This is a genomic window from Arthrobacter echini (assembly GCF_004803505.1).
GTDB classification, from domain to species: Bacteria; Actinomycetota; Actinomycetes; order Actinomycetales; family Micrococcaceae; genus Arthrobacter_D; species Arthrobacter_D echini.
In genome coordinates, this window is the sequence record NZ_SSWH01000005.1 from 99,182 (window position 1) to 120,761 (window position 21,580).

The following is a 21,580-nucleotide window of genomic DNA, read 5'->3' on the forward strand; positions in this document are numbered from 1 at the left end:
GAACGCGGGACTGCGTCCCGGGCCTGCCGTTCCGCCGTACCGCACCTCCGCAGGAGGACCCGCGGGACCGACCAGCACTGACGAGGGAAGGGCACCATATGAGCTTCATGGACAAGGCGAAGAACAAGGCCGAGGAACTCTCCGGCAAGGCCAAGGAGGCCGTCGGCGATTCCACCGACAACCACGATCTCAAGGCCGAGGGCAAGGGTGACCAGGCTTCTGCGTCCACCAAGCAGGCCGGCGAGAACGTCAAGGATGCGGCATCCAACGTCACGGACGCTGCCAAGGGCAAGTAGTCCTGTACGCGAAGGCCCCGCCGCCGGACGGCTGCGGGGCCTTCGCTGCGCCGGGGTCCGGACGGACCCGATGCCCCGGGGACAATGGAAGAATCAACGGAACCGATCCCCAGGAGCACGCATGAATCCCCGCACGCTTTTCCGCTCCGTCGCGGTCGCCGAAGTAGTGACGTGGAGCTTCCTGTTGCTGGGCATGTTCCTGAAGTACGTCACGCGGACCACCGAGGCGCTCGTACCGCCCGCCGGCTCCGTCCACGGGTTCGTGTTCCTGTGCTTCGTGGTCACGACGGTCTTCGTCTGGGTCAACCAGCGCTGGTCGGCCTCCACCGGTCTGCTCGGTCTGGTCTCCGCCGTGATCCCGTTCGCGACCATCCCCTTCGAGCGCTGGATCGAGCGCCGCGGGCTGCTGAGCGGCAGCTGGCGCCTGGGCCCAGGAGCCGAGACTCCCACGACGCTTCCCGAGAAGCTGCAGGCCTGGGTGCTGCGAAGCCCGTTCGTCGCGCTGCTGGTCGCCGTCGTGGGGGTCGCCGTCGTCTTCACCGTCCTGCTGATGCTCGGCCCGCCCGGTTCGTGGGGCGCAGGAGAGCGATGAGTGATCTCGGTGACACCACGGACGACGAGCGCTTCTTCCTCCACGGCGGGCGGCGCTGGCAGAAGACCGATCCGTCCCTGCCGGACGACGTGAGGATACGCCTCATGTCCCATCTGGGGCGTGGGCGCTCTGGGGTGCGCAACAGCGCCAAGGGCGACGACGGCGGCGCCCTGCCGCGCGCCCGGCGCACTGTCCAGCTCGCCAAGGAGGGCCTCGGCGAGCGCGGGACGCCGTGGTGGGAGCAGTCCGCGGACGAGCGCGCAGCACGATGGACGAGGGCCTTGAAGGAACTCGATGCGCTCCGTCCCGGGAGGCCCGGACGCTCCGAGGGAGCTACCGATGGCCACTGAGCGGGCCTCCGACGCCGCCTTGCGCGCGGAGATCCTGCGGATGGCGGAACAGCGCGGACGCATGAGGACGCTCTGCCCCTCGGAAGCCGCACGCAGCATCGGGGGAGAGCAGTGGAGGGAGCTGATGCCGGCGGCGCGGAGCATCGCCTTCGATCTGGCGGCGACTGGCCTGGTCGACGTCACACAGCACGGTGCGAAGGTCGACGTCGGTGCTCGGGGACCCATCCGGATCCGCTGGAACGCGGTAGGTGACGGCGATTCAGGTAGGGACGACGGCGCAACCGGCCGATGATGCGCCGCCGCTCCACCTCACGCCCGGGTGAGCTGCCTGACCGCCTGGAGGTGTTCGCGGCGGACGGCTGAGGCGTGCTCCTGGTACTCCGGGTGGCCCTTGAGCCAGGTCTTGATGTAGGGGCAGACGGGGACGATCGTCAGTCCTGCGGCGATGGTGTCGTCCAGGGCCTGCCGTACCAGGACGGATGCCAGCCCCTGGCCGCTGTAGGCCTCGTCGACCTCGGTGTGGTAGAAGATCCGTTCGGTCTCCTCCTGGCCGTCGGCCGGCACGTACTCGGTCCTGCCGATCGCTGCGCCGTCGTCGAGGATCTCGTAGCGGTGCTGCTCAGGGGCGTGCTCGACGCGCGGGGTGCTCTTCGGTTCCATGGAAACTCCTGGTGATCGGTCCCTAGCCGCGCGGTCGCAGCTGGACGTTGGGTAGGACGGGTGCGGGTAGCGGCGCCGGGGTTCCCTCGGGGAACGGCCCGAAGCGCAGCGGCGGGGGAGCCGCGGCTGAATCGGCCGGCGGTTCGACGCCGATCTCGGCCTGCCACTGTGCGCGGTAGGCCACGACCTCCTCGTGTGTGCGTCCGATGAAGTTCCACCACATCACGATCTGTTCCCCCAGCGGCTCTCCGCCGATGATCACCACTCGAACCGGTGTGTCCCCCGCTTCCAGCACCAGGGACGACTGCCCGGTGGGCAGGTACGCGAGATGGTCCACGGCGACGGGACACCCGTTCATCACCAGGTCCCCGGTATCGAGCAGGACGCCGTGCTCGAACGCCGGATCGAGGTCCAGCTCCAGGACGGCCCCGGCGCTGATCATTGCCTCGGCGGCGAGCAGGGGAGGGGTGAACGTCTCCACGGGTGAGGTGGACCCGGCGAGGGACCCGAGGAAGACCTTCAGCTCCGCGCCGTCACGGCGGACCGGTTCCGGTGCGTAGTGCGCGAAGGCCGGAGCCATGTGGCGGGTGGCGTCGGGCAGCGCGAACCACAGTTGCGCGCCGTGGAGCACCGTGGTGTCCGCGGTGGACAGTTCCTGGTGGGAGATCCCGCGACCGGCCACCATGAGGTTCACTTCTCCCGGCTCGACCGTCACGGCGTATCCGGCGGAATCCCGGTGGTCGATCCTCCCGGAGAACAGCCAGCTGACGGTGGCCAGACCGGTGTGCGGGTGGCGCGCCACCTTCATCCCCCCGGAGGTGGACACCAGATCCGGACCGTAATGGTCCAGGAAGCACCAGGAGCCGATCAGGCTGCGCTTGCGCTGCGGGAGCGTCCTGCGAACCGGCATGGCGCGGGGCCCGCCGAGGGGGACGTCGCGCGGGGGCAGTACCTCCACGTCCTCAGCCCGTGGTCCCTGCCGGCAGAGGGTTTCCTTCGGGGCTGTCTCCAGGTTGCTCACGGTGCCACTGCCACCTTCTGCGGAGCGGCCTTGCCTGCTGCCTCTGCGCTACGCCGTCGGACCGGATGTCCGCTGAGGATGGAGACGCGGTTGAAGGCGTTCATGGTGACGGCCACCCACTGCAGGGCCGAGAACTGTTCATCGGTCAGGGCCTCCTTCGCCGCAGCCAGCTCCGCCCTCAGGTGCTCGCGATCAGGCAGTTCCGTCGCAGCCTCGCCGATCGCCAGGGCAGCGTACTCGGTGGGACTGAACACGGCGGTCTCGCGCCACGTCGGAAGCACGGCGAGCTGCTGATCACTGATTCCCGCCTGCTTGGCGAGGCGCACATGCATGTCGAGGCAGAAGGCGCACCCGTTCAGCTGGGAGATCCGCACGTTCACGAGTTCGATGACCGATCGGGGAAGGCCGGCTTGCTGGGCGGATTCGGCGACCTTGAGGGCCAGTCCGTTCAGGGCCCTCCAGCTCGCCGGGTCCGACTTGTCGAGAAAATGATCGCTGCCTGACATACCGCTCCTCTGGGTCGATCGGCCCGTGCCGGCCGTGAGCTGTTCCGTGCTGTACCCAGTCTCTCGCACACCGGGAGATTCCGGGCCTGCCATCCTGAGCGTTCCCTGCTGCCCGGAGTGTTCCAGGCACGCCGTCGCCGCTGCGAAGAACCATTACTTCTGACGATCCCGGCCCCCGGATGAGCACGAAATGTGCATGCATATGCATATGATAGGGCCCTGACGAGCAGGCAGCAAGTTCGCTACAAGTGCCGTAATACGGCGTATCTGCGGGTTTGACGACGCTTCTGGAAACTTGATACCACAGGGGTGGCACGGCATCGCTGGAAGGCCCGTTTCATTGCTCCACAGGCCTGATGCCGTCGCCGCAAGCAGGTTCCTACACCGACCCCGATCCGGGGCCAGGTGAGAAGACCTCGCTGGGCCTGTCGCGTCCGAGAAAGGAAACATCGAATGCTTCCCGAGAACATCAATCAGGTAAAAGCCGAGCCGAGCAAGCAGCTCCTGACGCCTGACAACTCCGTATTCCTGTTCATCGACCAAGAGCCCCAGATGTACTTCGGTCTGGGCAGCCACGACCCGGCTGCGGTTCTCAATGCCATCGTGGGTCTGGCGAAGGCTGCGAAGGTCTGGGATGTCCCCACCGTCTACACCACGGTGGCCGCCGATTCCTTCACCGGCTATCTTCCGTACCAGCAGCAGGAGGTCTTCCCCGACAAGACGCCGATCGACCGCAGCACGCTGAACGCGTGGGAGGACGAGCGCATCGTCGATGCGATCAAGCAGTCGGGCCGCACGAAGCTCGTGGTCTCCGGCATGTGGACCGAGGTCTGCCTGCTCCTGCCGGTGCTCTCGGCGCTGGAACAGGGCTACGAGGTCTATGTCGTCACTGATGCTTCCGGTGGTCAGACTGTCGAGGCCCACGAGAGTGCGATGGTCCGCATGACCCAGGCCGGTGCCATACCGGTGACCTGGATGCAGGTAATGCTCGAGTTGCAGCGTGACTGGGCCCGCACTGAGACCTACGACGAGGTCATGCAGATCATCAAGGATCACGGCGGCGCCTACGGCATGGGTGTCCAGTACGCGCAGAAGCTCCCGAAGGATGCTCCTCGCTGATCTCGAACCCATGAACGACGTCGGCTGATTCCGGCGTGAATGCATCTCTTCGGGGACGAACCCACAACGCGGGATCGTCCCCGAAGTGCTGTCACCGTACGTCCACGATCTCGACCGGTAGGGAAGAAACGCATGAAGAAATCAGCCGGGGCGTTCGCGGCCCTGAGCCTGCTGACCATCACCACGGGCCTGATCGATGCAGCGACCGTGCTGGGCTTCACCGTGTTCGCGGCGAACATGACGGGCAACATCGTGTTCCTCGGATTCTCGCTCGGCGGTTCGCCCGAGTACGCACTGATCCCGTCGGTGGCCGCGCTCGTCGGCTTCGTACTCGGAGCCTGGGGCGCAGGGTTCATCGTCCCGGCCAAGCTCACGCCGCGTCCGGCCTCCACCGCGCTCGGTGTGCAGGCCGTCCTGATCGGCATCGCCGCCGTCATCGCGATGCTCAGCGATGCTCCGGGTCCGACCTGGCAGGACTGGGTGATCCTGTTGATCCTGGGGGCGGCGATGGGACTGCAGAACGTCATCTCGCTGGCGTCCCCGGTTGCGGACATGAAGACCACTGTCCTGACCCTCACGATCGCAGGAATCGCCTCCGAGCTGGCCCGCGGAACGCAGCAGAGGTGGGGGCTCCGCCTCGTGTCCATCGTGCTCCTGCTCGGTGGAGCCCTGGGCGGCACGCTGATCTTCCTCGGGCTCGGCATGGGCTGGACGCTGCTGGCAGCGGCCCTGATCACGGCCGTCGGCGGAGTGATCTTCAGGAGCATCACCACGGGCGACAAGTGGGCCGCTGACCTGACTCACTAGGCGCGGCCCTGCGCCGGGATCATGCCGGATCCCGGCGCAGGGTGCGTCCGGCATCTTCGGCGACACCGTCCGGGAAGTGTCTCCGTCAGCGGCGGCGGTGACTCCACCGGTCAGGCTCCGCCTCGAGCTCGGCGCGGTCCCAGTGCCCACGTTCGGCGGCGGCTTCGTACGTGGTCTGCAGGAACTCCAGGACCATCCGATCCGGGTCCGACGACGTCCGAACCGCCTCGTACGGCAGCAGGAACTGCTGGAACTCCTCGCTGAAGAAGGCGCTCGACGGGCCGACCGGGTAGTCCGCAAAACCCTCGGGTTCGGGATAGGCGTACGAATAGAACGCCCCTTCCTCGCCGCCACCGGGCCAGAAGCCGCAACTGCTCAGCTCATGGGAGTAACCCTCCTCCATCACCCAGTCAGCACAGTTCGGGGCGCCTCCCGGATGGGTCGGAGCCGTCCTGCCGGAGAACCTCGTGCATGCCATGTCGAAGCTGCCCCAGAAAAGGTGCACCGGGCTCACCTTGCCCGTGAAGGACGCCCGGAACTTCTTCATCAACCGATCCGCCTGCACCAGCTGCTGCCAGAACGCCTGGACCGCGGCCGGGTCGTAGGACGCGTGTTCGGTGTCCTCGGCGAAGGGAATGGCGATCTCGACCTCGTTCGGGGTGGGCTGGATCCTCGTGTCGAGTTCCAGTTCGTCCAGGGCGCGGAACAGCCGCGCGTGGAAGTCGGCCACGGTCATCGGCGCCAGGGCGATGGTGCGCTGCGCGCCGTCGTTGTCCCTGACGTGCAGCTCGTGGTCCAGGAAGTCGAACTCGATGTCGAAAGTACGGTTCCCGTAGGGGATCGCCGACGTCGTGAGCCCCCTCGGCGTCACATACAGGGCCACCTGCCACCAATGATTGAGCATCGGAGCATGTGCCATCCGGATCTTCCCGACGATCTGGGTCCACAGGTGCAGCGTGTCGCGTGTCTCGGTCCAGTCCTCGACCCGCAACTCGGGCCATGCCTGCGCTTTTTGCTGCTGTTCCATCACCATGTCACTCCATCCCACTTGTACCGGGCACGCACAGTGTGCGATAGCACCAAGCCAACGGGCACGAGGAACATAAGTCAAACAACGTCGGAAGGGCTCAGACGCACACGCCGCGATGAACCGGGTCAGTGTTCCTGGCGCTGGAGGAGCTCCGGGTGGTGGAGTTCCGTGACGTCCGGGTGCGCGCGGACGCGACCCTTGAGGACGTTGGAGCCGTAGGAGGAGAGCATCGGGTTCTCGGGGTCGTCGGAGATCCCGCGGGCCGCGGCCTTCAGCTCCTCGGTCAGGGGTACCGGGTCGATGACGGCGTCCAGTCGGGGCGAGAAGAAGAACGGGATGGCGTAGCGGTCCACGCCGGGGGCGGGAGCCGTGACGCGGTGGATGGTGGCCGCGAGGTAGCCCTCGGTGGCCACCTCGAGCATCTCGCCCAGGTTCACGACGAGCGCTCCGGGGATCGGGGTGACCGGCACCCAGTCGTCCGCTCCGTGCGGGAGCACCTCCAGTCCGCCCACCTCGTCCTGCAGCAGCAGCGTCACGAAGCCGTAGTCTGCATGGGCTCCCACACCCTGGGACCCTGCCTCGTCGACCACTCCGCCCACGTAGTGGACGAGCTTCGCCATCCAGGCCGGTGTCCCGGCGAACGGTTCGGCGAAATAGTCCTCCGGCAGGTACAGGGCGACGGCGATCGCGGACAATAGCTCGGCGCCCACCCGGGACATGAGGTCCGCCCAGGCCATCGCCTTGTCCTCGAGCTCCGGCAGGGCCTCGCGCGGCCACAGATTGGGACCCTGCAGGAGCCAGTACGGCTCGTCCGCCGGGTAGTCGGTCACCGGTGCGCGCTCGGGGGAGAAGTCGATCTGTTCGCGGGCATCCGGCCGGCCTCGCGTGATCTCGGTACCCAGGCCCGCGTAGCCGCGGAAGTGGGGGGAGATCCGGTTGTGGATCGTGAGACGTTCCTCGAGCGGCAGGTCGAAGAACCGGCGTGTGACGTCGAAGAGGTCGTCGACCTGGGTGGGCCCGGCGCCGTAGCCGACCACATGGAAGAAGCCGACGGTGTGTGCGGCGGTGCGCAGGTCCTCGATGAACTCCGGGGTGAAGGAGCCGTCTGCGGAACGCGCGGTACTGAGGTCAAGGGTGGGGATCGATCCCGGGGTGTTCTGCATGCGCAGGACGCTACGCCCGATCCCGGGGAGGCGACTTCTTCACATTACGTTGTGTTGCGCCGTGGACCTGTCCGGTCTTCCGGTCGGGATTGGACTTAGTAGCAGCCCGCCGACCGGAGGCCGCTCAGATCACGCCCAACGATTGTTCGAGGATGAAGTCGTCCTCGTCCCGGTCTCCCAGCCGGAATCGCTTGGTGCCGACGATCCGGAAGCCGCTCTTCTCGTAGAAGCGGATGGCACGGTGATTCTCCTGGTTCACGCCCAACCAGACGCCGGGCGGGCCCGAGCGCGCGGCGCGTTCCAGGGTCGCGGACATCAGTGCGGCCGCCGCACCCCGGCCGTGCTGCTCGGGGTGGACGTAGAACTTGCTCAGCTCCACCACGGGGGAGAGGGACAGTGCGTCGAGAACGTCCGTGTCCGTCGGCTGGTCCAGGACCGTCATGCTCCAGCCCAGGATCCTCCCACTCTCCCGGAGGCAGAGGATCGTATGACTGGGCAGCCCGAGCAGGGTGGCGAAACGTCCGGCCGAGAGCTGCGTTGCGATGTGGCGCTCGATGTCCTCGGGACGGGAACCCGGCGGGCACGCCAGGGGAAAGGTGATCGCGGCGCACTCGGCGAGGCCCTCGACGTCGTCCGGTGTCGCCGTCGTGATCTCGATAGCCATGTCTCCAATCTAGGACCAGTGGACCGGCATCGCGCTGCGGTGTCCGGGTGCGACACCGGTGGAACCGGTGCGAGACTGGAGTCCCGGACGACGCCGCGCCTGACGAGATTCGGGCGGGGGCAGCGCAGCGGTGCGCATAGCCGGCCACGGACACGAGCGAACACAGAGACAGGTCGAAGGGACCATCATCGATGACGACCACACAGCAGCAGACCACGTACCGGCCGGACGTCCTGGGCGGGGACTTCGAGGCCCGGACCATACCGCTGCGCCCGGACGAGGACGGGGAGGCCGACGCGACGCTGGTCCGCCGCACCCTGCCGAACGGTTCGGGCAGGGCGGTCCTGTATGTCCACGGCTTCGTCGACTACTTCTTCCAGGAGCATCTCGCCGCTGCCTGGCTCGAGGCGGGCTTCGACTTCTACGCCCTGGACCTGCGGAAGTACGGGCGCTCGCTGCATGAGCACCAGCGGCCCAACTACATCGCGTCGCTCGGGGCGTACGACGAGGAACTCGACGCCGCCGCGCGGATCATCCGCGACGAGGAGGGCCACGACGTGCTCGTGGTGATGGGCCATTCCACCGGGGGTCTGATCACAGCCCTCTGGGCGCACGACCGGCGCGGGCGCGGGGTCGTGGACGCCCTGGTGCTCAACAGCCCGTGGTTCGATCTCAACGCGGGTCTGTTCCAGCGCACGATCGGCACGCTCGCGGTGCACAGGCTCGGCACGCTGAAGCCGAACCTGGTGGTCGGCTCGCTGGGTTCGGCGTACGGACGCTTCCTGCACCGGGACACAGGCGGCGAGTGGGACTACGATCTCGCGTGGAAGCCCCACGAGGGATTCCCCGTCGTCGCCGGCTGGCTGCGCGCCGTCCGTGCCGGCCACGCCCGGCTCAACCGTGGGCTCGCCATCGGCTGTCCCGTCCTCGTGGCGAGCTCCGACGCGAGTTCGGACCCCAGCGAGGAACCCGGCCGCATCTCCTCGACCGACGTGGTGCTCGACGTCGCGCAGATCGCCCGCCGCACGCCGAAACTGGGCCGACTGGTCACCCTGGTACGCATCACCGGCGGCATCCACGATCTGACGCTCTCGCCCGAACCGGCGCGGTCGGCGTTCTTCGCCGAGCTGGCGCGCTGGCAGGAGGCGTACGTCCCCGCGGAGCCGCAGGTACGCTCACAGGCGGGCACCGATCGGGACCGGAAGGACCTGCGCTAGCTCTTCAGTGCCTCGGCCAGTTTCACCCGGGCGCCCATCCGCAGAATCGAGTTCTGGTAGATCTTCGCGCTGACGAAGATCGCGACGACGCAGGACGCGAGCAGGATCACCAGTGAGAGGAACGGCTCCCACCACTGCGCCTCCTCGACGAAGATGCGCACGGGCATGCCCACCGGCGCCGAGAACGGTATGTACGACATGAGGGTCATCACCGCGGGGTTGTCGTTGAAGAAGATCACCAGGAAGTACGGCGCCATGACGAGGATGGTCAGCGGCATCGTGGTGGATCCGATGTCCTCCTGCCGCGACACCGTCGCCCCGGCCGCAGCGTACAGGGCCGCGAGCAGGATGAACCCGAACAGGAAGAAGACGGCGAACCACCCGATCGGCGCGCCGATACCGCCGAGCAGCTCGCCCTGGTCCGTGACCGCGAGGCCGATCATCGCGATCGCGGCGATCCCGAGGATCTGGCCCATCGCGAGGATCGTGTTGCCGAGTACCTTCCCGGCCAGCAGTGCGCGCGTCGAGATGGCCGAGATGAGCAGTTCCACGACCCGGGTCTGCTTCTCCTCGACGACACTGGAGGCGATCGTGGACCCGAAGGTCAGCGCCGCGATGAAGAAGACCGCGCCGAAGGCGATCGCGATGAAGTAGCGGAGCTGCTCGCCGACGGTGTCCGTCGTCAGCAGCTCGGCCTCCGGGGAGACGCTCAGCAGCGACACGAGCGTGGTCGGGACGCTGTCCTCGGAAATGAGCGTGTACCCGAACGGGTCGGCGCCGCCGGGGACGAGGGCCGCGTCGACCTCACCCGAGGAGACGAGGTCGCGTGCCTCGGCGACGCTCGCCACCTCGGTCGTCTCGACGACGTCGTCGAGCTGGGCGACCACCGCGGCGGTCTCCGGCGTCACGGCGACGGGCGTGCGCGAGTCGGAGTCAGCGGCGACGCCGGCCCAGATGACGCCGATCAGGGCGAGCGCGAAGAGGATGCCGGTCGAGATGAGGAACGCCTTGCTGCGCAGCTTCGAGCCGATTTCGCGCCCGGTGACGAGCCAGACGCTCTGGATGAAGGACTGGGTGTTCACTGGATGACTTCCTTGAAGATCTGGGCGAGTGACGGGTGCCGGGGCGTGAAACTCGTGACGTCGCCGGTGCTCATCGCGCGTCGCAGCACGCGCTGCACGGTCTCGTCGCTGTCGGCGTCGAAGATCGCGTACCCGCCGTCGAGCTCGACGACCTCGACGCCCGGCTCGGTCCGCAGCCAGCCGGCGTCGCCGCCGAGGACGAGCTCGAGACGGCGCTGCGAGAACCCGGCCCGCAGTCCGTCCCGACTGCCCGCAGCGCGGATGGTGCCACCGGCGATGATCACGAGGTCGTCGCAGAGCCGTTCGACGACGTCGAGCTGGTGCGAGGAGAAGAGCACGGCCACGCCCCGGGCCGCCCGGGTCTTGAGCACGCCCGCGACGACGTCGACCGCGAGCGGATCGAGACCCGAGAACGGTTCGTCGAGGATGAGGACCCTCGGATCGTGGACGAGTGCCGCGGCGATCTGCGCGCGCTGCTGGTTGCCGAGGGAGAGGGTCTCGACGTTGTCCCTGAGGCGTTCACCGAGTCCGAGCTCCTCGAGCAGGGCCGTGGCGCGGGTGGTGGCATCCGCCCTGGAGAAACCGTGCAGGCGGGCGAGATACACGATCTGCTCGAGCACCTGCATCTTCGGGTAGAGACCGCGCTCCTCGGGCATGTAGCCGAAACTGCGCCGGTCGCCGTCCGTGATGGGGACACCGTCCAGGGTCACCTCACCCGAGTCGCGCGAGAGCACACCGAGCATGATGCGCATCGTCGTCGTCTTGCCGGCGCCGTTGCCGCCCACGAAGCCCGTCAGACGGCCCTCGGGGATGGCGAAGGCCACCTCGTCGAGCACGCGGTGTCCGCCGTAGCTCTTGGTGATCCCGGTCAGTTGCAGCATGCCCCCACCTTCTGTGTCCTTCTCGTGTCGTGCGCCCTATCGGCACCATGACAGTGTCACAGCGACATCCGCACACCGCGAACCGGCGGACGCAACCTCCCCAGCATGGTGCGTCGGCCGCCCGATGACACGCAGACACGCCCTAGACGTTCCGGAACCCCTGGTGGGTCGGAGCGTCATGATCGGTGTCGGCGTCGGCGACGAACCGGCGCACGAGGGCATCGAACTCCTCCTCGCGCTCGATCTGCGGCATGTGCCCGCACTTCTCGAACAGGTGGAACTCGGCGTGCGGGAACGCCGTCCGGGCGTGCTCCAGGTGCGACGCCGGGAGTACGCGGTCCTCGTCGCCCCAGACCACGAGGGTGGGTTTGCGCTGGGCCGCGACGCTGCGCAGGAGCTCGGTCCGCCAGCGACGGCGCACCCCGCCGACGGTGCCGAGGTGCCCGGCGACGGCGAGCATGACGTCGTCGTGCACGGGGTTCCGGCCCACCTCCTGCGCGTGGTCGAGGCGTTCCTCGGTGACGAACGCCCTGTCGTAGAAGACGGCCCGCTCGGTGCGATAGGCGGCCTTCCGGGACTTGTCCCGCATGAGCACTCTGCCCACGGGGCGGACGGCGAGCAGGCGGAGGGCCAGGGTGACCTCCTTGCCGAAACCGGCGCTGTTCGCGAGCACCAGACTCCGGACGCGCTCGGGTGCGAGCACGCTGAGCTTCATTGCGACCGCCCCGCCGAGCGAGTTGCCCACCACGTGCAGCGGGCGCCGTTCCCCGAGGGTGTCGAGCGCGGCGAGCACGAAACGGGCGATCGTCTCCATCGAGTATCTGCCCGCGGTGCGCTCGGAGAGCCCGAAGCCCGGCAGGTCGATACTGATCACCCGGTGATCGGGTGCGAGGCGGGCATAGAGACCCTCCCAGTCCTCGAGGCTGCGCCCGATCCCGTGGAGCAGGAGCACCGGTGTCTTCTCCGCAGCACCTTCGTCCCGGTAGCGGATCCTCACGCCGTCGACCCGGAGCAAGCCACCCTCGAGCACGCCGTCGGGTTTCGGCTCGACCGACGCGCCACCGCGACCCGTCCCGGCACCCCGGCGCAGGGTCGCGGGCAGCAGTGCCGGCAGCCGCGAGAGACTCGCGAGGTGGCGCTGGAGGGTTCCGAAGGACAGCGGGGCCACGCGGGCGACGACGTCGGGCAGCGTGGCGCTCCAGCCGATCAGCAGGCGTGGGCTGCGGTTCTTCACCGCCTCCAGCATGAGGTCTGCCGCCCGGTCGGCGGGGAACGTGAGGAGCCTGTCGAAGCCGCCCCTGGCCTTTCTCGAGGCAGCCTCGTCGAGGTTGCCGCCGAGGCGGGCGTTGCGGGCGATGTTCGTGCGGATCCCGCCGGGGTGCACCGTGGTGGTGCCGATGCCGCGCGGCAGCAGTTCGTTGCGCAGCGCCTCGGTGAACCCGCGCAATGCGAACTTCGACGAGGAGTAGGCGCTCTGCCCGGCCGGCGCCACCAGTCCGAACAGGCTCGACACGTTCACGATGTGCGCCCCGGCTCGCATGAGGGGCAGCAGGTGGTGGGTGAGCCGCACGGGTGCGTGGAAGTTCACGGCCATCACCTGGTCGAAGTCCTCCATGGTGATCTGGTCGAAGGTCCCTGCCAGCGCCACTCCGGCGTTGTTGATCAGCAGATCCACGGTGTCCGTCGCGGCGAGGATTTCGGAGGCCACCTCGTCGACGGCGTCCCGCCGGACCAGATCGACGACGAACGTGGTGACGGCGGCGTCCGGGTAGCTGGAGCGGATCGAGGCGGCGACGGCGCCCAGCTTCGCGGCGTCGCGGTCGACGAGCAGCAGGGTGCTGCCGCGCTCGGCCAGCCCGCGGGCGAGGTGTTCGCCCATACCTCCCGCGGCGCCGGTGACGACGGCGGTCGCGCCGGCGAAGCGGAAGGGTGCAGGCCTCATGCGTGGATCTCCTGGAGTTCGGGTACGGGCCGGCTCCTGGGGGCCGGACGGTCGAAGACCATGTTCTTGGCGACACTGCCGTACAGCGCCGTGGGGGCATCGAGCAGATAGTTCTGGCGCATGGTCCAGGGCTGCCTGTCGCCCTGCTTGGGGAAGGCGGAGATGGCGCGCTGCACGTACCCCGAGGTCAGGTCCAGGAGGGGCCGCGGCCTCATGTCGCCGTCCGTCGACGGCGCGCCGTACCGGTACCCGTGGCGGTCCAGGTAGCGGATGAGGCGGCAGACGTAGCGTGAGCTGAGATCCGCCCGCAGGGTCCAGGACGCGTTGGTGTACCCCACGCAGAGCGCCAGATTGGGCACGCCGCTGACCATGAGCCCCCGGTACACCCAGGAGTCGCCGAGGTCCACGGGCGCCCCGTCCACGCTGAAGGTGGCACCTCCCAGGGGCAGCATGGACAGTCCCGTGGCCGTGACGACGACGTCGGCCGCCAGTTCCTGCCCCGAGGCCAGGCGGATGCCCTGCGGCGTGAAGGTCTCGATGGTGTCCGTGACCACGGACGCCGTCCCGGCCTTCAGGGCCTTGAACAGATCGGCGCTCGGCGCGACGCAGAGCCGCTGGTCCCACGGGTTGTACGCGGGGGTGAAGTGCTCGGCCACGAGCTGCTCGTCCCCGACGATCCGCTCCGTCTGGGTGCGGATGATCTTCTTCGCCAGCTCCGGCCTGCTGCGGCACAGCTGGTAGAAGGCCTGTTTGGTCACGACGTTCTTGGCCCGTGCCACATGGTGTGCGAGGCGGGCCGGCAGGTAGCGCCGTGCCGCGTCGGAGAACGTGTCGCGGCTCGGCACGGCCGTGACGTAGGTGGGGGAGCGCTGGAGCATGGTGACGTGCGCGGCGTCCTTGGCCATCGCGGGCAGGAGGGTGACCGCGGTGGCTCCGCTGCCGATCACGACCACGCGCTTGTCCCGGTAGTCCAGGTCCTCGGGCCAGAACTGCGGGCGGACGATCCGACCCTCGAAGGACTCGATACCCTCGAAGGCGGGCTCGTGGCCGTGGTCGTAGTTGTAGTAGCCGCTGCAGATGTAGAGGAAGCCGCAGCTCATGGTGCGGCGCTCTGTGGCGCCGTCGTCGTCGCTCACCTCGAGCTCGAGGGTCCACCGCGCGTCCTCCGAGGACCAGGCGGCGCCGACCAGCCTGGTGCGGAAGCGGATCTTCTCCCTGATCCGCTCGTCCTCCGCGGTGGCGCGGACGTAGGAGAGGATCGAGGAGCCGTCGGCGATCGCCTTCGCCTCGGTCCACGGGCGGAACGGGTAGCCGAGCGTGAACATGTCGCTGTCCGAGCGCACGCCCGGATAGCGGAAGAGATCCCAGGTGCCGCCCACGGTGTCGCGGGCCTCGAGCACCGCGAAGCTCCTGCCCGGGAGCATGGTCGCGACGCGGTAGGCCGCGCCGATGCCGGAGAGTCCGGCGCCCACGATCACGACGTCGAGATGTTCGGTGAGAGTGTCCATGGATTCCAGTATCCCGGTGCGGACCAGCACCATACTTGACTTCGTGCGACAGCTATTTACCCTTGGATGACATGGCTTCCGTGATCCGCTCCGCCGGGATGCGCGGCTTCCGTGGTGTCGTCGAACAGTTCGGCGGTGACGCCGAGGCGCTCGCAGCACTCCACCACGTTCCGCTCAAGGCCCTCGACGACGACGACGTCCTCGTCTCCGACGTGGCCATGGCGAAGCTCCTCGAGGGCGCGGCACGCACGCTGCCCTGCCCGGATCTGGGCCTGCGCATCTCCGAGTACCAGGACATCGGCATCCTCGGTCCGCTGGCCGTGGCGGTGCAGAACTCCCCGACGGTGGGGGCCGCCCTGGAGTGCGCCTCGCAGTTCCTCTTCCTGCACAGCCCGGCGCTGCGCTTCAGCATCGTGGAGGACCCCGAGGGTCGGGCCGGCGAGGTGGGGCTGTGCTACGGCTCCACCGAGGGAACTCCTCCGCGGCAGGCGAGCGACGCCATCCTGGCCTTCGTCCACCGCATGATCCGCGTCCTCGTCGGCGGATCCTACGCACTCCACTCCGTGCATCTGTCCCACCTGCCGAAGGCTCCGGCGAGGCGCTACACCGGGTTCTTCGGCGTCGAGGTCCGCTTCGGCCAGGACGCCTCCCTGCTGCGCGTGCCGCGGAGTCTGCTCGACCGGCCCCTGCAGTCCGTGGACGACACGCTCCACGAGATCGCCCTGGACTACCTGCACAGTCACTTCGCCGAGCCCGGGCGCGTGGTGGCGCCGAAGGTCCGCACCTCGATCGACCGGCTGCTCGGAACGTCCCCGCCGCGCATCGCTGCCGCGGCCCGGCTCCTCGGGATACACCCGCGAACCCTCCAGCGGCGGCTCGCTGCCGAGGGGACCTCGTTCGAGGTGCTGCTCGACGACGCCCGCCGCGACGCCGCGCACCGGCTCCTCACCCGGACCGAGCTGCCGCTGGCGCAGATCTCCGGTCTCGTGGGCCTGTCCGAGCAGTCCGCCCTCACGCGGTGCGTGCGCCGGTGGTACGGCACGACGCCGAGCGCCGTGCGCGCCGGTGGTGCGCCCCGCGTCAGCGGAGCCCGATCACGCGGTCCCGCCCGGCGAGCACTGCCAGGAACGTGAGCACCACCATGATGCCCGCCGTGACCACGAGGGGGAGCGTCCAGTCCCCGCTCAGATCGCGCAGGGCGCCGAAGAGGACCGGACCCACGGCCGCGAGACCGTAGCCGACGGACTGCGCCATCCCGGACAGCGACGCCGCCTGGCTGAAGTTCACGCTCCGGAGGCTGAACAGCGACAGCGCGACGACGATGAGGGAACCACAGCCGATCGAGCCCAGGACCACCCACAGCAGCGTGAGGCCCGGGGCGAACGCCAGGCCCAGGAACGTCGCGACCATGAGCGCCGACGTCGTGGCGGCGACCAGCCGCTGATCCCTGCCGCGGTGCAGGACCCACCCTGCAGCGAGGCTCGCGAACACACTGATGAGCAGGAAGACCGAGAGGTGGAAGCCCGCCGTCGACGCCGGCACTCCGCGGCTCCGCTCGATCGTGGGCAGCCAGGCCATCAGCACGTAGTAGCCGATGGACTGCAGACCCATGAAGACCGTCACCTGCCAGCCGAGGGCCGAGGCCCACGGCGACCGGTAGGCGAGCTCAGGCGCGGCTGAGCGGACTGCGCCCTGGTCTCCCCGGTACATCCACGGCAGGAGCACCGCCATCGCGATCAGCGCCACCCCCACCCAGATTCCCAGCGCCAGTCGCCAGCCCGCGGGTGAGGTCTGAGCCACCGGAACGACGACGGCCGCACCGATCGCCGCCATCGTGGCCTGCGCCGCGGTGTAGATCCCGGTGACCTGACTGACCCGCAGTGGGAAGTCGCGTTTCACCAGCGAGGGCAGCAGCACGTTCAGGAAGGCGATCGCCACTCCGATCAGGGCGGTGCCGGCCCAGATCAGACCGGGGACGGGCAGGGAGCGCAGCACGATTCCCGCGGCGAGGATCAGCAGGGACAGCCACAGCGCCCGATCCAGGCCGAGCCGGGCCGCGAAGCCGGGCGCAACAGGTGAGAACGCCGCGAAGGCGATGAGCGGGAGCCCCGTCAGGAGACCGGCCGCAGGGCTGGAAAGACCCAGATCGGCACTGATGTTCTCCAGCACGGGCCCCACACTGATGAACGAGACGCGCAGATTCACCGCGATGAGCAGTACGCCGATGAAGGCCGCACCGAGCCGCGCGGAGTCCACCGGCATCCTTCGGATCTCAGCGCTCATCCCCGATACTCCCCGTCCTCGTGCGGAAGGCGCTCGCAGCACCCGTCTGATCGATCCCGCCCGCCGATCCGGTGCGCCGACCTGCCGTCACCCTACCCGGATCGGATGCTCGTGCGGGCCGGGACCGCCGGGACCCTGCCGGGCGGGCCCGTCAAGCGTAATGTCGAGGGCAGTGGTGCCTGCGAAGCTGCGGCATCCCCACCAGACCTTCGACACGAGGAACCCCATGACGACGTACGACGACAAAGAACGCACACTTGCGGAGTGGGAGCAGACCCTGACCCAGGCGCTGCAGATCCTCGACCTCGAGTTCGACCACGAGCGGATCCTGGACGTGGCCCGGCGCTGCTCGCAGCAGATGTCCGCGGATGCCGGGGTGCTCAGTGCATTCATGATCGGTTACGCCGCGGGCACGGTGACGACGAACGGCAGGGACGAGGCGAGCGCCGCCGTCGAGAAGGCTGCCTCGACCGTCCTGACCGTGGTCGAGAAGGATGCGCAGACCCAGGAGAGGGAAGGCTGGACCGGGACGGCGCAGTAGTCGGGGCCCGACCCGGTGGCAGGCCGGGTGCTGGAGGGCGAGAAGCGTTTCCTACGCGCTGACGGTGGGCCGTCGGGCTGAGCCCAGGCGCCTGAGCGTCCACACCAGGACGACGGCGACCGGGACGGCCGCGACGAGTCCGAGGCCCGCATAGCCGAGCAGTACGAGGGCGGGCCCCGCGAGCGCGCCACCGGCAGCACCCGCAAGATTCATGAGCAGGTCGGACGATCCCTGGGCCGGGGCGCGTTCGGTGACAGCGACCGCACCGGCGAGCAGGGCCGACGCCGAGACGATGCAGGCCGACCAGCCGAGTCCCAGCAGCACCAGGCTCACCGTCACCCGGACCTCGGAGTCGGCGCCGCGCCAGGCCATGAGGAGCGCGGCGAGCATGACCAGTTGGCCGCAGAGGATCCCGCGGGTCGTCCCGGCGCGATCGGCGATCCACCCGAAGACCGGCGACAGCGCGTACATCCCGGCCACGTGCAGGCTGATGGTGAGACCGACCACCGAGAGCCCTGCGCCGTGATCGTGCAGGTGGACCGGGGTCATCGCCATGAGCGAGACCATCGCCGCGTGGGCGACGGCGATGCTCACCACGGCGTAGCGCGCCGCGGCATTCCCTGCGAGGACGGCGATTCCCCTACGCCTCCCGGGCGCGGCGCTCTCCGGCAGTCTGCTTGCGGTGTCACCTGCCGGGCCGCCTCCGGCGCGCTCGCCGGCCTGGAGCCGGAGCGCGGTCAGCAGGGGATCGGGCCGCAGCCCCAGCCGGTACAGCAGGGCGGCTCCCACCTGCGCCGCCGCGGAGAAGACGAAGCCGCCGCTGAGCGCGGGGATGCCGAGGAGTCCCGCCACGGCCTCCCCGGGTTCGAAGAGATTCGGGCCGAGGACCGCACCGATCGTGGTGGACCAGACGACGACGGCGAGGCTGCGACCCCGGGTCGCATCCGTCGCGAGATCCGTCGCCGCGAAACGGGCCTGCAGTCCCGTGGCCGAGCCGACGCCCAGGAGGATGAGCGCGGCGAGCAGCAGCGGGAACAGGGACAGGGATGCTGCCGTGATCGCGAGCAGCGCACCAGAGGCCGCAACCAGGGCACCTGCGGACAGGGACACACTGCGTCCCCTGTGCTGGGCGAGTGTCGCGAGGGGGACCGCAGCAGCTGCAGCGCCGAGCGTGGCCATGGTCGCGGCCATGCCCGACCAGGCGCTCGAGCCGGAGAGCTGGGCCGCGAGGAGCGCTCCGAGGGACAGTGTGGCTCCGGCACCGATCCCGCCGAGAACCTGGGCGACGACGAGCACGCGGATGACGCATCGCTGGTCCTGCTGGTCCTCAGACGTTCGCGGTCTCCCGTGCAGGTGCGCCGGCATCGGCCGGAATGTGGGATCCGTGATCGGGAACCCCGGAGGTCGCTGCGGCGTCGTGCTCGGAGGGCGCACGGTGCGAACTGGGCTCGAAGCGCACGATCACCTGCTTCGACAGGGGGGTGTTGCTGCCCTGGGCCACCTCGTCGAGGGGTACCAGCACATTGGCCTCCGGGTAGTAGGCGGCCGCGCAGCCCCGGGCGGTGGGGTACGAGACCACGCGGTAGGCGCGGAGCACCCGCTGCACGCCGTCGTCGTACACGCCGTGGATGTCGATGTTCTGGCCGTCCTCCAGCCCCAGCTCGGTGATGTCCTCGGGATTGATGAACACCACGTGCCGGCCCTTCTTGATGCCCCGGTAGCGGTCGTTGTGCCCGTAGATGGTGGTGTTGAACTGATCGTGCGAGCGCAGTGACTGCAGGATCAGCGTGCCTGCCGGGCGTTCGACGTACTCGAGATCGTTGACCGTGAGCACGGCCCTGCCCGTGGGCGTGTTGAACGTGCGCGAGTCCCGCGGTCCGTTCGGGAGCACGAAGCCGCCGTCCTGGCGGATCTTCCGGTTGTAGTCCTCGCAGCCCTCGACCACCTGCGAGATGTGGCGACGGATGAGGTCGTAGTCCTCCTCGAAGCCCTGCCAGTCGGCGCGGATGCGATCGCCGATCGTCGCGCGGGCGAGCCTGCTGATGATCGCCGGTTCGGACAGCAGGTTCTCGGAGACGGGCTCCACGCTGCCCCAGGAGGGATGCACGGCGCAGACGGTGTCCTCCACCGAGACGAACTGCTCACCGGTGGCCTGGCGGTCGATCTCCGTCCTGCCCTTGCACGGCAGGATCAGGGCCTCCTCGCCCGTCACCACGTGCGAGCGGTTGAGCTTGATGGAGACCTGCACGCTCATGTCGGTGTTCTCGAAGGCCCTCTCGGCGACGATCGTGTCGGAGATGGCGGAGACCAGATTTCCGCCGAGTCCCATGAACACCTTGATGCGTCCCTCGGTCATGCCCTTGATGGTGTCCACGGCGTCCGTGCCGTGCTCCTGGGGCGGCTCGAAGTCGAACTCCTCGCCCAGTGTCCGGAGGAAGGACGGCGGCATCTGCTCCCAGATGCCCATGGTGCGGTCGCCCTGGACGTTGCTGTGACCGCGGATCGGGGAAGCCCCGGCGCCCGGCTTGCCCATGTTCCCGCGCAGCAGGAGGAGATTGATGATCTCCTTGATGGTGGCGACGCCCTTCTTCTGCTGCGTGATGCCCATGGCCCAGGTGATGATCACCTTGTCCGCCGCGATGTAGCGCGCCGCGAGCTCGTCGATCTCCTCGGCCCGGAGTCCGGTCGCCTCCAGCACCGCGGCGTCGTCGAGCCTGAGCAGGAACTCGCGCAGCTCGTCGAGGCCCTCGCAGTACTCGTCGAGGAACGCCTGGTCGAGCACCGTGCCGGGATTCCTCGCCTCCGCCTCGAGGACGCGCTTGGACACGGCCTGCAGCAGCGCCATGTCCCCGCCGAGGCGGATCTGCAGGAACTGGTCCGCCAGTTCGGTGCCCTTGCCGGCGACACCGCGCACCGTCTGCGGATTCTTGTAGCGCTTGAGGCCCGCCTCGGGGAGGGGATTGACGGCCACGATCCGGCCGCCGTTGCGCTTGCAGTTCTCGAGTTCGGTGAGCATGCGCGGGTGGTTGGTGCCGGGGTTCTGTCCCATCAGGATGATCAGGTCGGCCTCGGCGTAGTCGTCGAACGTCACGGTGGCCTTACCGATGCCGATGGTCTGGCCCATCGCCCAGCCGGAGGATTCGTGGCACATGTTGGAGCAGTCGGGCAGATTGTTGGTGCCGTAGCCGCGGACGAACAGCTGGTAGAGGAATGCGGCCTCGTTGGACGTGCGGCCGCTCGTGTAGAACGCGGCCTCGTCCGGGGAGTCGAGGCTCTTCAGTTTGGTGCTGATGATGTCGAAGGCCTCGTCCCAGCTCACCGGCCGGTAGTGGTCCTCGCCTGCGGGCTTGTGGAGGGGCTCGGTGAGCCGGCCCTGCATGCCCATCCAGAACTCCGATCGTTCGCGGAGCTCCGTGAGGGAGTTCTCCGCCCAGAACCCGGTGGGAACGGTCAGGGGGGCGGCCTCCCAGGTGACGGCCTTCGCACCGTTCTCGCAGAACTCGAAGGTCTTGCGCTTGCCCGGGTCCGGCCAGGCGCAGCTCGGGCAGTCGAAGCCCTTCTTCTGGTTCATCTTCAGCACGGTCCTGGCGGTGCGTTCCACACCCATGTGCTCGAGGGCGGGCTTCATGGAGTGGTAGACGCCGGGCACACCCGCTGCCCATTCCTTCGGGCGGTCCTCCACCTGGAGATCCTTCTCGTCGGCTTCCTCTACGTGGGGTTCGTTGTGCGTCATGGCGAGCGACCTCTTCCGTGCCCTGTACAGGGCGTTCCTCGGCAAAGAAGCACCCTGCCGTAGGTATCAGACCTAGCAGGAGCAGGGAGTGTATCGCAAACCACATTCGTGTCGGCGGTCACGCCGATCATGTGCCTGCCGCAGAGTTGCGCGAGATCCGGGCGCAATTACGCGGTCAGCAGCGT

Annotated in this window: 22 protein-coding genes; 9 read left to right on the forward strand and 13 right to left on the reverse strand. The window is 68.6% G+C overall.

Translation table 11 applies throughout. From position 1 onward, the window contains the following. Nucleotides 1-98 precede the first annotated feature (98 nt). The 4 genes from E8P82_RS07295 to E8P82_RS07310 all read left to right on the forward strand — a co-directional run bounded on the left by E8P82_RS07295 (nucleotide 99) and on the right by E8P82_RS07310 (nucleotide 1,530). A complete protein-coding gene (locus tag E8P82_RS07295) occupies nucleotides 99-296 on the forward strand; it encodes a CsbD family protein (protein WP_136453838.1) in 198 nt (65 codons plus the stop codon). Nucleotides 297-417: 121 nt separating this feature from the next. Beyond that, complete coding sequence (locus tag E8P82_RS07300; RefSeq protein WP_136453839.1) at nucleotides 418-888, forward strand: DUF3817 domain-containing protein; 471 nt, start codon at nucleotides 418-420, stop codon at nucleotides 886-888. Continuing rightward, nucleotides 885-1,238, forward strand: a complete 354-nt coding sequence (locus E8P82_RS07305; protein ID WP_136453840.1) for a 2-polyprenylphenol hydroxylase — start codon at nucleotides 885-887, stop codon at nucleotides 1,236-1,238. The genes E8P82_RS07300 and E8P82_RS07305 overlap by 4 nt, the downstream gene beginning before the upstream one ends. After that, nucleotides 1,228-1,530: a DUF3253 domain-containing protein gene (locus E8P82_RS07310; protein WP_136453841.1), complete on the forward strand. Its 303-nt coding sequence runs from the start codon at nucleotides 1,228-1,230 to the stop codon at nucleotides 1,528-1,530. The genes E8P82_RS07305 and E8P82_RS07310 overlap by 11 nt, the downstream gene beginning before the upstream one ends. A 17-nt stretch (nucleotides 1,531-1,547) precedes the next feature. On the opposite strand, the gene E8P82_RS07315 is transcribed toward E8P82_RS07310, so the two are convergent. The 3 genes from E8P82_RS07315 to E8P82_RS07325 are packed head-to-tail and all read right to left on the reverse strand — an operon-like array spanning nucleotide 1,548 to nucleotide 3,425. Further along, nucleotides 1,548-1,898, reverse strand: coding sequence for a GNAT family N-acetyltransferase (locus E8P82_RS07315; RefSeq protein ID WP_136453842.1), 351 nt, complete (start codon nucleotides 1,896-1,898; stop codon nucleotides 1,548-1,550). Between the two features lie 22 nt (nucleotides 1,899-1,920). Further along, entirely contained in the window at nucleotides 1,921-2,919 is a 999-nt protein-coding gene (locus E8P82_RS07320) for a pirin family protein (protein WP_211096821.1), read from the reverse strand. Continuing rightward, nucleotides 2,916-3,425, reverse strand: coding sequence for a carboxymuconolactone decarboxylase family protein (locus E8P82_RS07325; protein WP_136453843.1), 510 nt, complete (start codon nucleotides 3,423-3,425; stop codon nucleotides 2,916-2,918). Before E8P82_RS07325 ends, E8P82_RS07320 begins: the two co-directional genes overlap by 4 nt. Nucleotides 3,426-3,878: 453 nt before the next feature. On the opposite strand from E8P82_RS07325, the gene E8P82_RS07330 reads away from it, so the two are divergent. Then, the gene (locus tag E8P82_RS07330) at nucleotides 3,879-4,544 is read left to right on the forward strand and encodes a hydrolase (protein ID WP_136453844.1); all 666 of its coding nucleotides are present in this window, start codon (nucleotides 3,879-3,881) and stop codon (nucleotides 4,542-4,544) included. A 132-nt stretch (nucleotides 4,545-4,676) separates the two neighbouring features. After that, complete coding sequence (locus E8P82_RS07335) at nucleotides 4,677-5,351, forward strand: DUF1275 family protein (RefSeq protein WP_168796513.1); 675 nt, start codon at nucleotides 4,677-4,679, stop codon at nucleotides 5,349-5,351. Nucleotides 5,352-5,436: 85 nt separating this feature from the next. Here E8P82_RS07335 and E8P82_RS07340 read toward each other — a convergent pair whose 3' ends face one another. From E8P82_RS07340 to E8P82_RS07350, 3 genes are all read right to left on the reverse strand, one after another. Beyond that, nucleotides 5,437-6,378, reverse strand: coding sequence for a DUF5996 family protein (locus E8P82_RS07340; RefSeq protein WP_136453954.1), 942 nt, complete (start codon nucleotides 6,376-6,378; stop codon nucleotides 5,437-5,439). Nucleotides 6,379-6,506: 128 nt separating this feature from the next. Then, the gene (locus tag E8P82_RS07345) at nucleotides 6,507-7,544 is read right to left on the reverse strand and encodes an isopenicillin N synthase family dioxygenase (RefSeq protein WP_136453846.1); all 1,038 of its coding nucleotides are present in this window, start codon (nucleotides 7,542-7,544) and stop codon (nucleotides 6,507-6,509) included. 124 nt (nucleotides 7,545-7,668) lie between these two features. Then, the gene (locus E8P82_RS07350) at nucleotides 7,669-8,208 is read right to left on the reverse strand and encodes a GNAT family N-acetyltransferase (protein WP_136453847.1); all 540 of its coding nucleotides are present in this window, start codon (nucleotides 8,206-8,208) and stop codon (nucleotides 7,669-7,671) included. A 191-nt stretch (nucleotides 8,209-8,399) separates the two neighbouring features. Here E8P82_RS07350 and E8P82_RS07355 point away from each other — a divergent pair, with 191 nt between their 5' ends. Further along, nucleotides 8,400-9,425, forward strand: coding sequence for an alpha/beta hydrolase (locus E8P82_RS07355; RefSeq protein ID WP_136453848.1), 1,026 nt, complete (start codon nucleotides 8,400-8,402; stop codon nucleotides 9,423-9,425). Here the strand turns inward: E8P82_RS07355 and E8P82_RS07360 are convergent. The 4 genes from E8P82_RS07360 to E8P82_RS07380 form a co-directional block, all read right to left on the reverse strand. Beyond that, on the reverse strand, nucleotides 9,422-10,507 hold the full coding sequence (locus E8P82_RS07360; protein ID WP_136453849.1) for an ABC transporter permease: 1,086 nt from the start codon (nucleotides 10,505-10,507) through the stop codon (nucleotides 9,422-9,424). The two genes, E8P82_RS07355 and E8P82_RS07360, sit on opposite strands and share 4 nt — an antisense overlap. Continuing rightward, nucleotides 10,504-11,388, reverse strand: a complete 885-nt coding sequence (locus tag E8P82_RS07365; RefSeq protein WP_136453850.1) for an ABC transporter ATP-binding protein — start codon at nucleotides 11,386-11,388, stop codon at nucleotides 10,504-10,506. The genes E8P82_RS07360 and E8P82_RS07365 overlap by 4 nt, the downstream gene beginning before the upstream one ends. 142 nt (nucleotides 11,389-11,530) lie before the next feature. Then, nucleotides 11,531-13,330 (reverse strand): SDR family NAD(P)-dependent oxidoreductase, encoded by a 1,800-nt coding sequence (locus E8P82_RS15155; protein ID WP_211096822.1) that lies wholly within the window; start codon nucleotides 13,328-13,330, stop codon nucleotides 11,531-11,533. Next, nucleotides 13,327-14,838, reverse strand: a complete 1,512-nt coding sequence (locus E8P82_RS07380) for a flavin-containing monooxygenase (RefSeq protein ID WP_136453851.1) — start codon at nucleotides 14,836-14,838, stop codon at nucleotides 13,327-13,329. The genes E8P82_RS15155 and E8P82_RS07380 overlap by 4 nt, the downstream gene beginning before the upstream one ends. A 71-nt stretch (nucleotides 14,839-14,909) precedes the next feature. On the opposite strand from E8P82_RS07380, the gene E8P82_RS07385 reads away from it, so the two are divergent. Then, the gene (locus tag E8P82_RS07385) at nucleotides 14,910-15,971 is read left to right on the forward strand and encodes an AraC family transcriptional regulator (RefSeq protein ID WP_136453852.1); all 1,062 of its coding nucleotides are present in this window, start codon (nucleotides 14,910-14,912) and stop codon (nucleotides 15,969-15,971) included. On the opposite strand, the gene E8P82_RS07390 is transcribed toward E8P82_RS07385, so the two are convergent. Then, nucleotides 15,919-17,121, reverse strand: a complete 1,203-nt coding sequence (locus tag E8P82_RS07390) for an MFS transporter (protein WP_136453853.1) — start codon at nucleotides 17,119-17,121, stop codon at nucleotides 15,919-15,921. The two genes, E8P82_RS07385 and E8P82_RS07390, sit on opposite strands and share 53 nt — an antisense overlap. Before the next feature lie 226 nt (nucleotides 17,122-17,347). Here E8P82_RS07390 and E8P82_RS07395 point away from each other — a divergent pair, with 226 nt between their 5' ends. Beyond that, nucleotides 17,348-17,662: a DUF6457 domain-containing protein gene (locus E8P82_RS07395; protein WP_136453854.1), complete on the forward strand. Its 315-nt coding sequence runs from the start codon at nucleotides 17,348-17,350 to the stop codon at nucleotides 17,660-17,662. A gap of 51 nt (nucleotides 17,663-17,713) precedes the next feature. Here E8P82_RS07395 and E8P82_RS07400 read toward each other — a convergent pair whose 3' ends face one another. Then, on the reverse strand, nucleotides 17,714-19,027 hold the full coding sequence (locus tag E8P82_RS07400; RefSeq protein ID WP_136453855.1) for an MFS transporter: 1,314 nt from the start codon (nucleotides 19,025-19,027) through the stop codon (nucleotides 17,714-17,716). Continuing rightward, nucleotides 18,990-21,395, reverse strand: coding sequence for an FdhF/YdeP family oxidoreductase (locus tag E8P82_RS07405; protein ID WP_136453856.1), 2,406 nt, complete (start codon nucleotides 21,393-21,395; stop codon nucleotides 18,990-18,992). The genes E8P82_RS07400 and E8P82_RS07405 overlap by 38 nt, the downstream gene beginning before the upstream one ends. Nucleotides 21,396-21,580 lie beyond the last annotated feature (185 nt).

Bases quoted from the DNA above. Each gene is read 5' to 3' on its own strand.
- E8P82_RS07300 (WP_136453839.1), top strand. From the start codon at position 418: ATGAATCCCCGCACGCTTTTCCGCTCCGTCGCGGTCGCCGAAGTAGTG.
- E8P82_RS07340 (WP_136453954.1), bottom strand. From the start codon at position 6,378: ATGGAACAGCAGCAAAAAGCGCAGGCATGGCCCGAGTTGCGGGTCGAG.
- E8P82_RS07345 (WP_136453846.1), bottom strand. From the start codon at position 7,544: ATGCAGAACACCCCGGGATCGATCCCCACCCTTGACCTCAGTACCGCG.
- E8P82_RS07365 (WP_136453850.1), bottom strand. From the start codon at position 11,388: ATGCTGCAACTGACCGGGATCACCAAGAGCTACGGCGGACACCGCGTG.
- E8P82_RS07310 (WP_136453841.1), top strand. From the start codon at position 1,228: ATGGCCACTGAGCGGGCCTCCGACGCCGCCTTGCGCGCGGAGATCCTG.
- E8P82_RS07325 (WP_136453843.1), bottom strand. From the start codon at position 3,425: ATGTCAGGCAGCGATCATTTTCTCGACAAGTCGGACCCGGCGAGCTGG.
- E8P82_RS07335 (WP_168796513.1), top strand. From the start codon at position 4,677: ATGAAGAAATCAGCCGGGGCGTTCGCGGCCCTGAGCCTGCTGACCATC.
- E8P82_RS07315 (WP_136453842.1), bottom strand. From the start codon at position 1,898: ATGGAACCGAAGAGCACCCCGCGCGTCGAGCACGCCCCTGAGCAGCAC.
- E8P82_RS07385 (WP_136453852.1), top strand. From the start codon at position 14,910: ATGGCTTCCGTGATCCGCTCCGCCGGGATGCGCGGCTTCCGTGGTGTC.
- E8P82_RS07405 (WP_136453856.1), bottom strand. From the start codon at position 21,395: ATGACGCACAACGAACCCCACGTAGAGGAAGCCGACGAGAAGGATCTC.
- E8P82_RS07395 (WP_136453854.1), top strand. From the start codon at position 17,348: ATGACGACGTACGACGACAAAGAACGCACACTTGCGGAGTGGGAGCAG.
- E8P82_RS07355 (WP_136453848.1), top strand. From the start codon at position 8,400: ATGACGACCACACAGCAGCAGACCACGTACCGGCCGGACGTCCTGGGC.
- E8P82_RS07305 (WP_136453840.1), top strand. From the start codon at position 885: ATGAGTGATCTCGGTGACACCACGGACGACGAGCGCTTCTTCCTCCAC.
- E8P82_RS15155 (WP_211096822.1), bottom strand. From the start codon at position 13,330: ATGAGGCCTGCACCCTTCCGCTTCGCCGGCGCGACCGCCGTCGTCACC.
- E8P82_RS07295 (WP_136453838.1), top strand. From the start codon at position 99: ATGAGCTTCATGGACAAGGCGAAGAACAAGGCCGAGGAACTCTCCGGC.
- E8P82_RS07350 (WP_136453847.1), bottom strand. From the start codon at position 8,208: ATGGCTATCGAGATCACGACGGCGACACCGGACGACGTCGAGGGCCTC.
- E8P82_RS07380 (WP_136453851.1), bottom strand. From the start codon at position 14,838: ATGGACACTCTCACCGAACATCTCGACGTCGTGATCGTGGGCGCCGGA.
- E8P82_RS07400 (WP_136453855.1), bottom strand. From the start codon at position 19,027: ATGCCGGCGCACCTGCACGGGAGACCGCGAACGTCTGAGGACCAGCAG.
- E8P82_RS07330 (WP_136453844.1), top strand. From the start codon at position 3,879: ATGCTTCCCGAGAACATCAATCAGGTAAAAGCCGAGCCGAGCAAGCAG.
- E8P82_RS07390 (WP_136453853.1), bottom strand. From the start codon at position 17,121: ATGAGCGCTGAGATCCGAAGGATGCCGGTGGACTCCGCGCGGCTCGGT.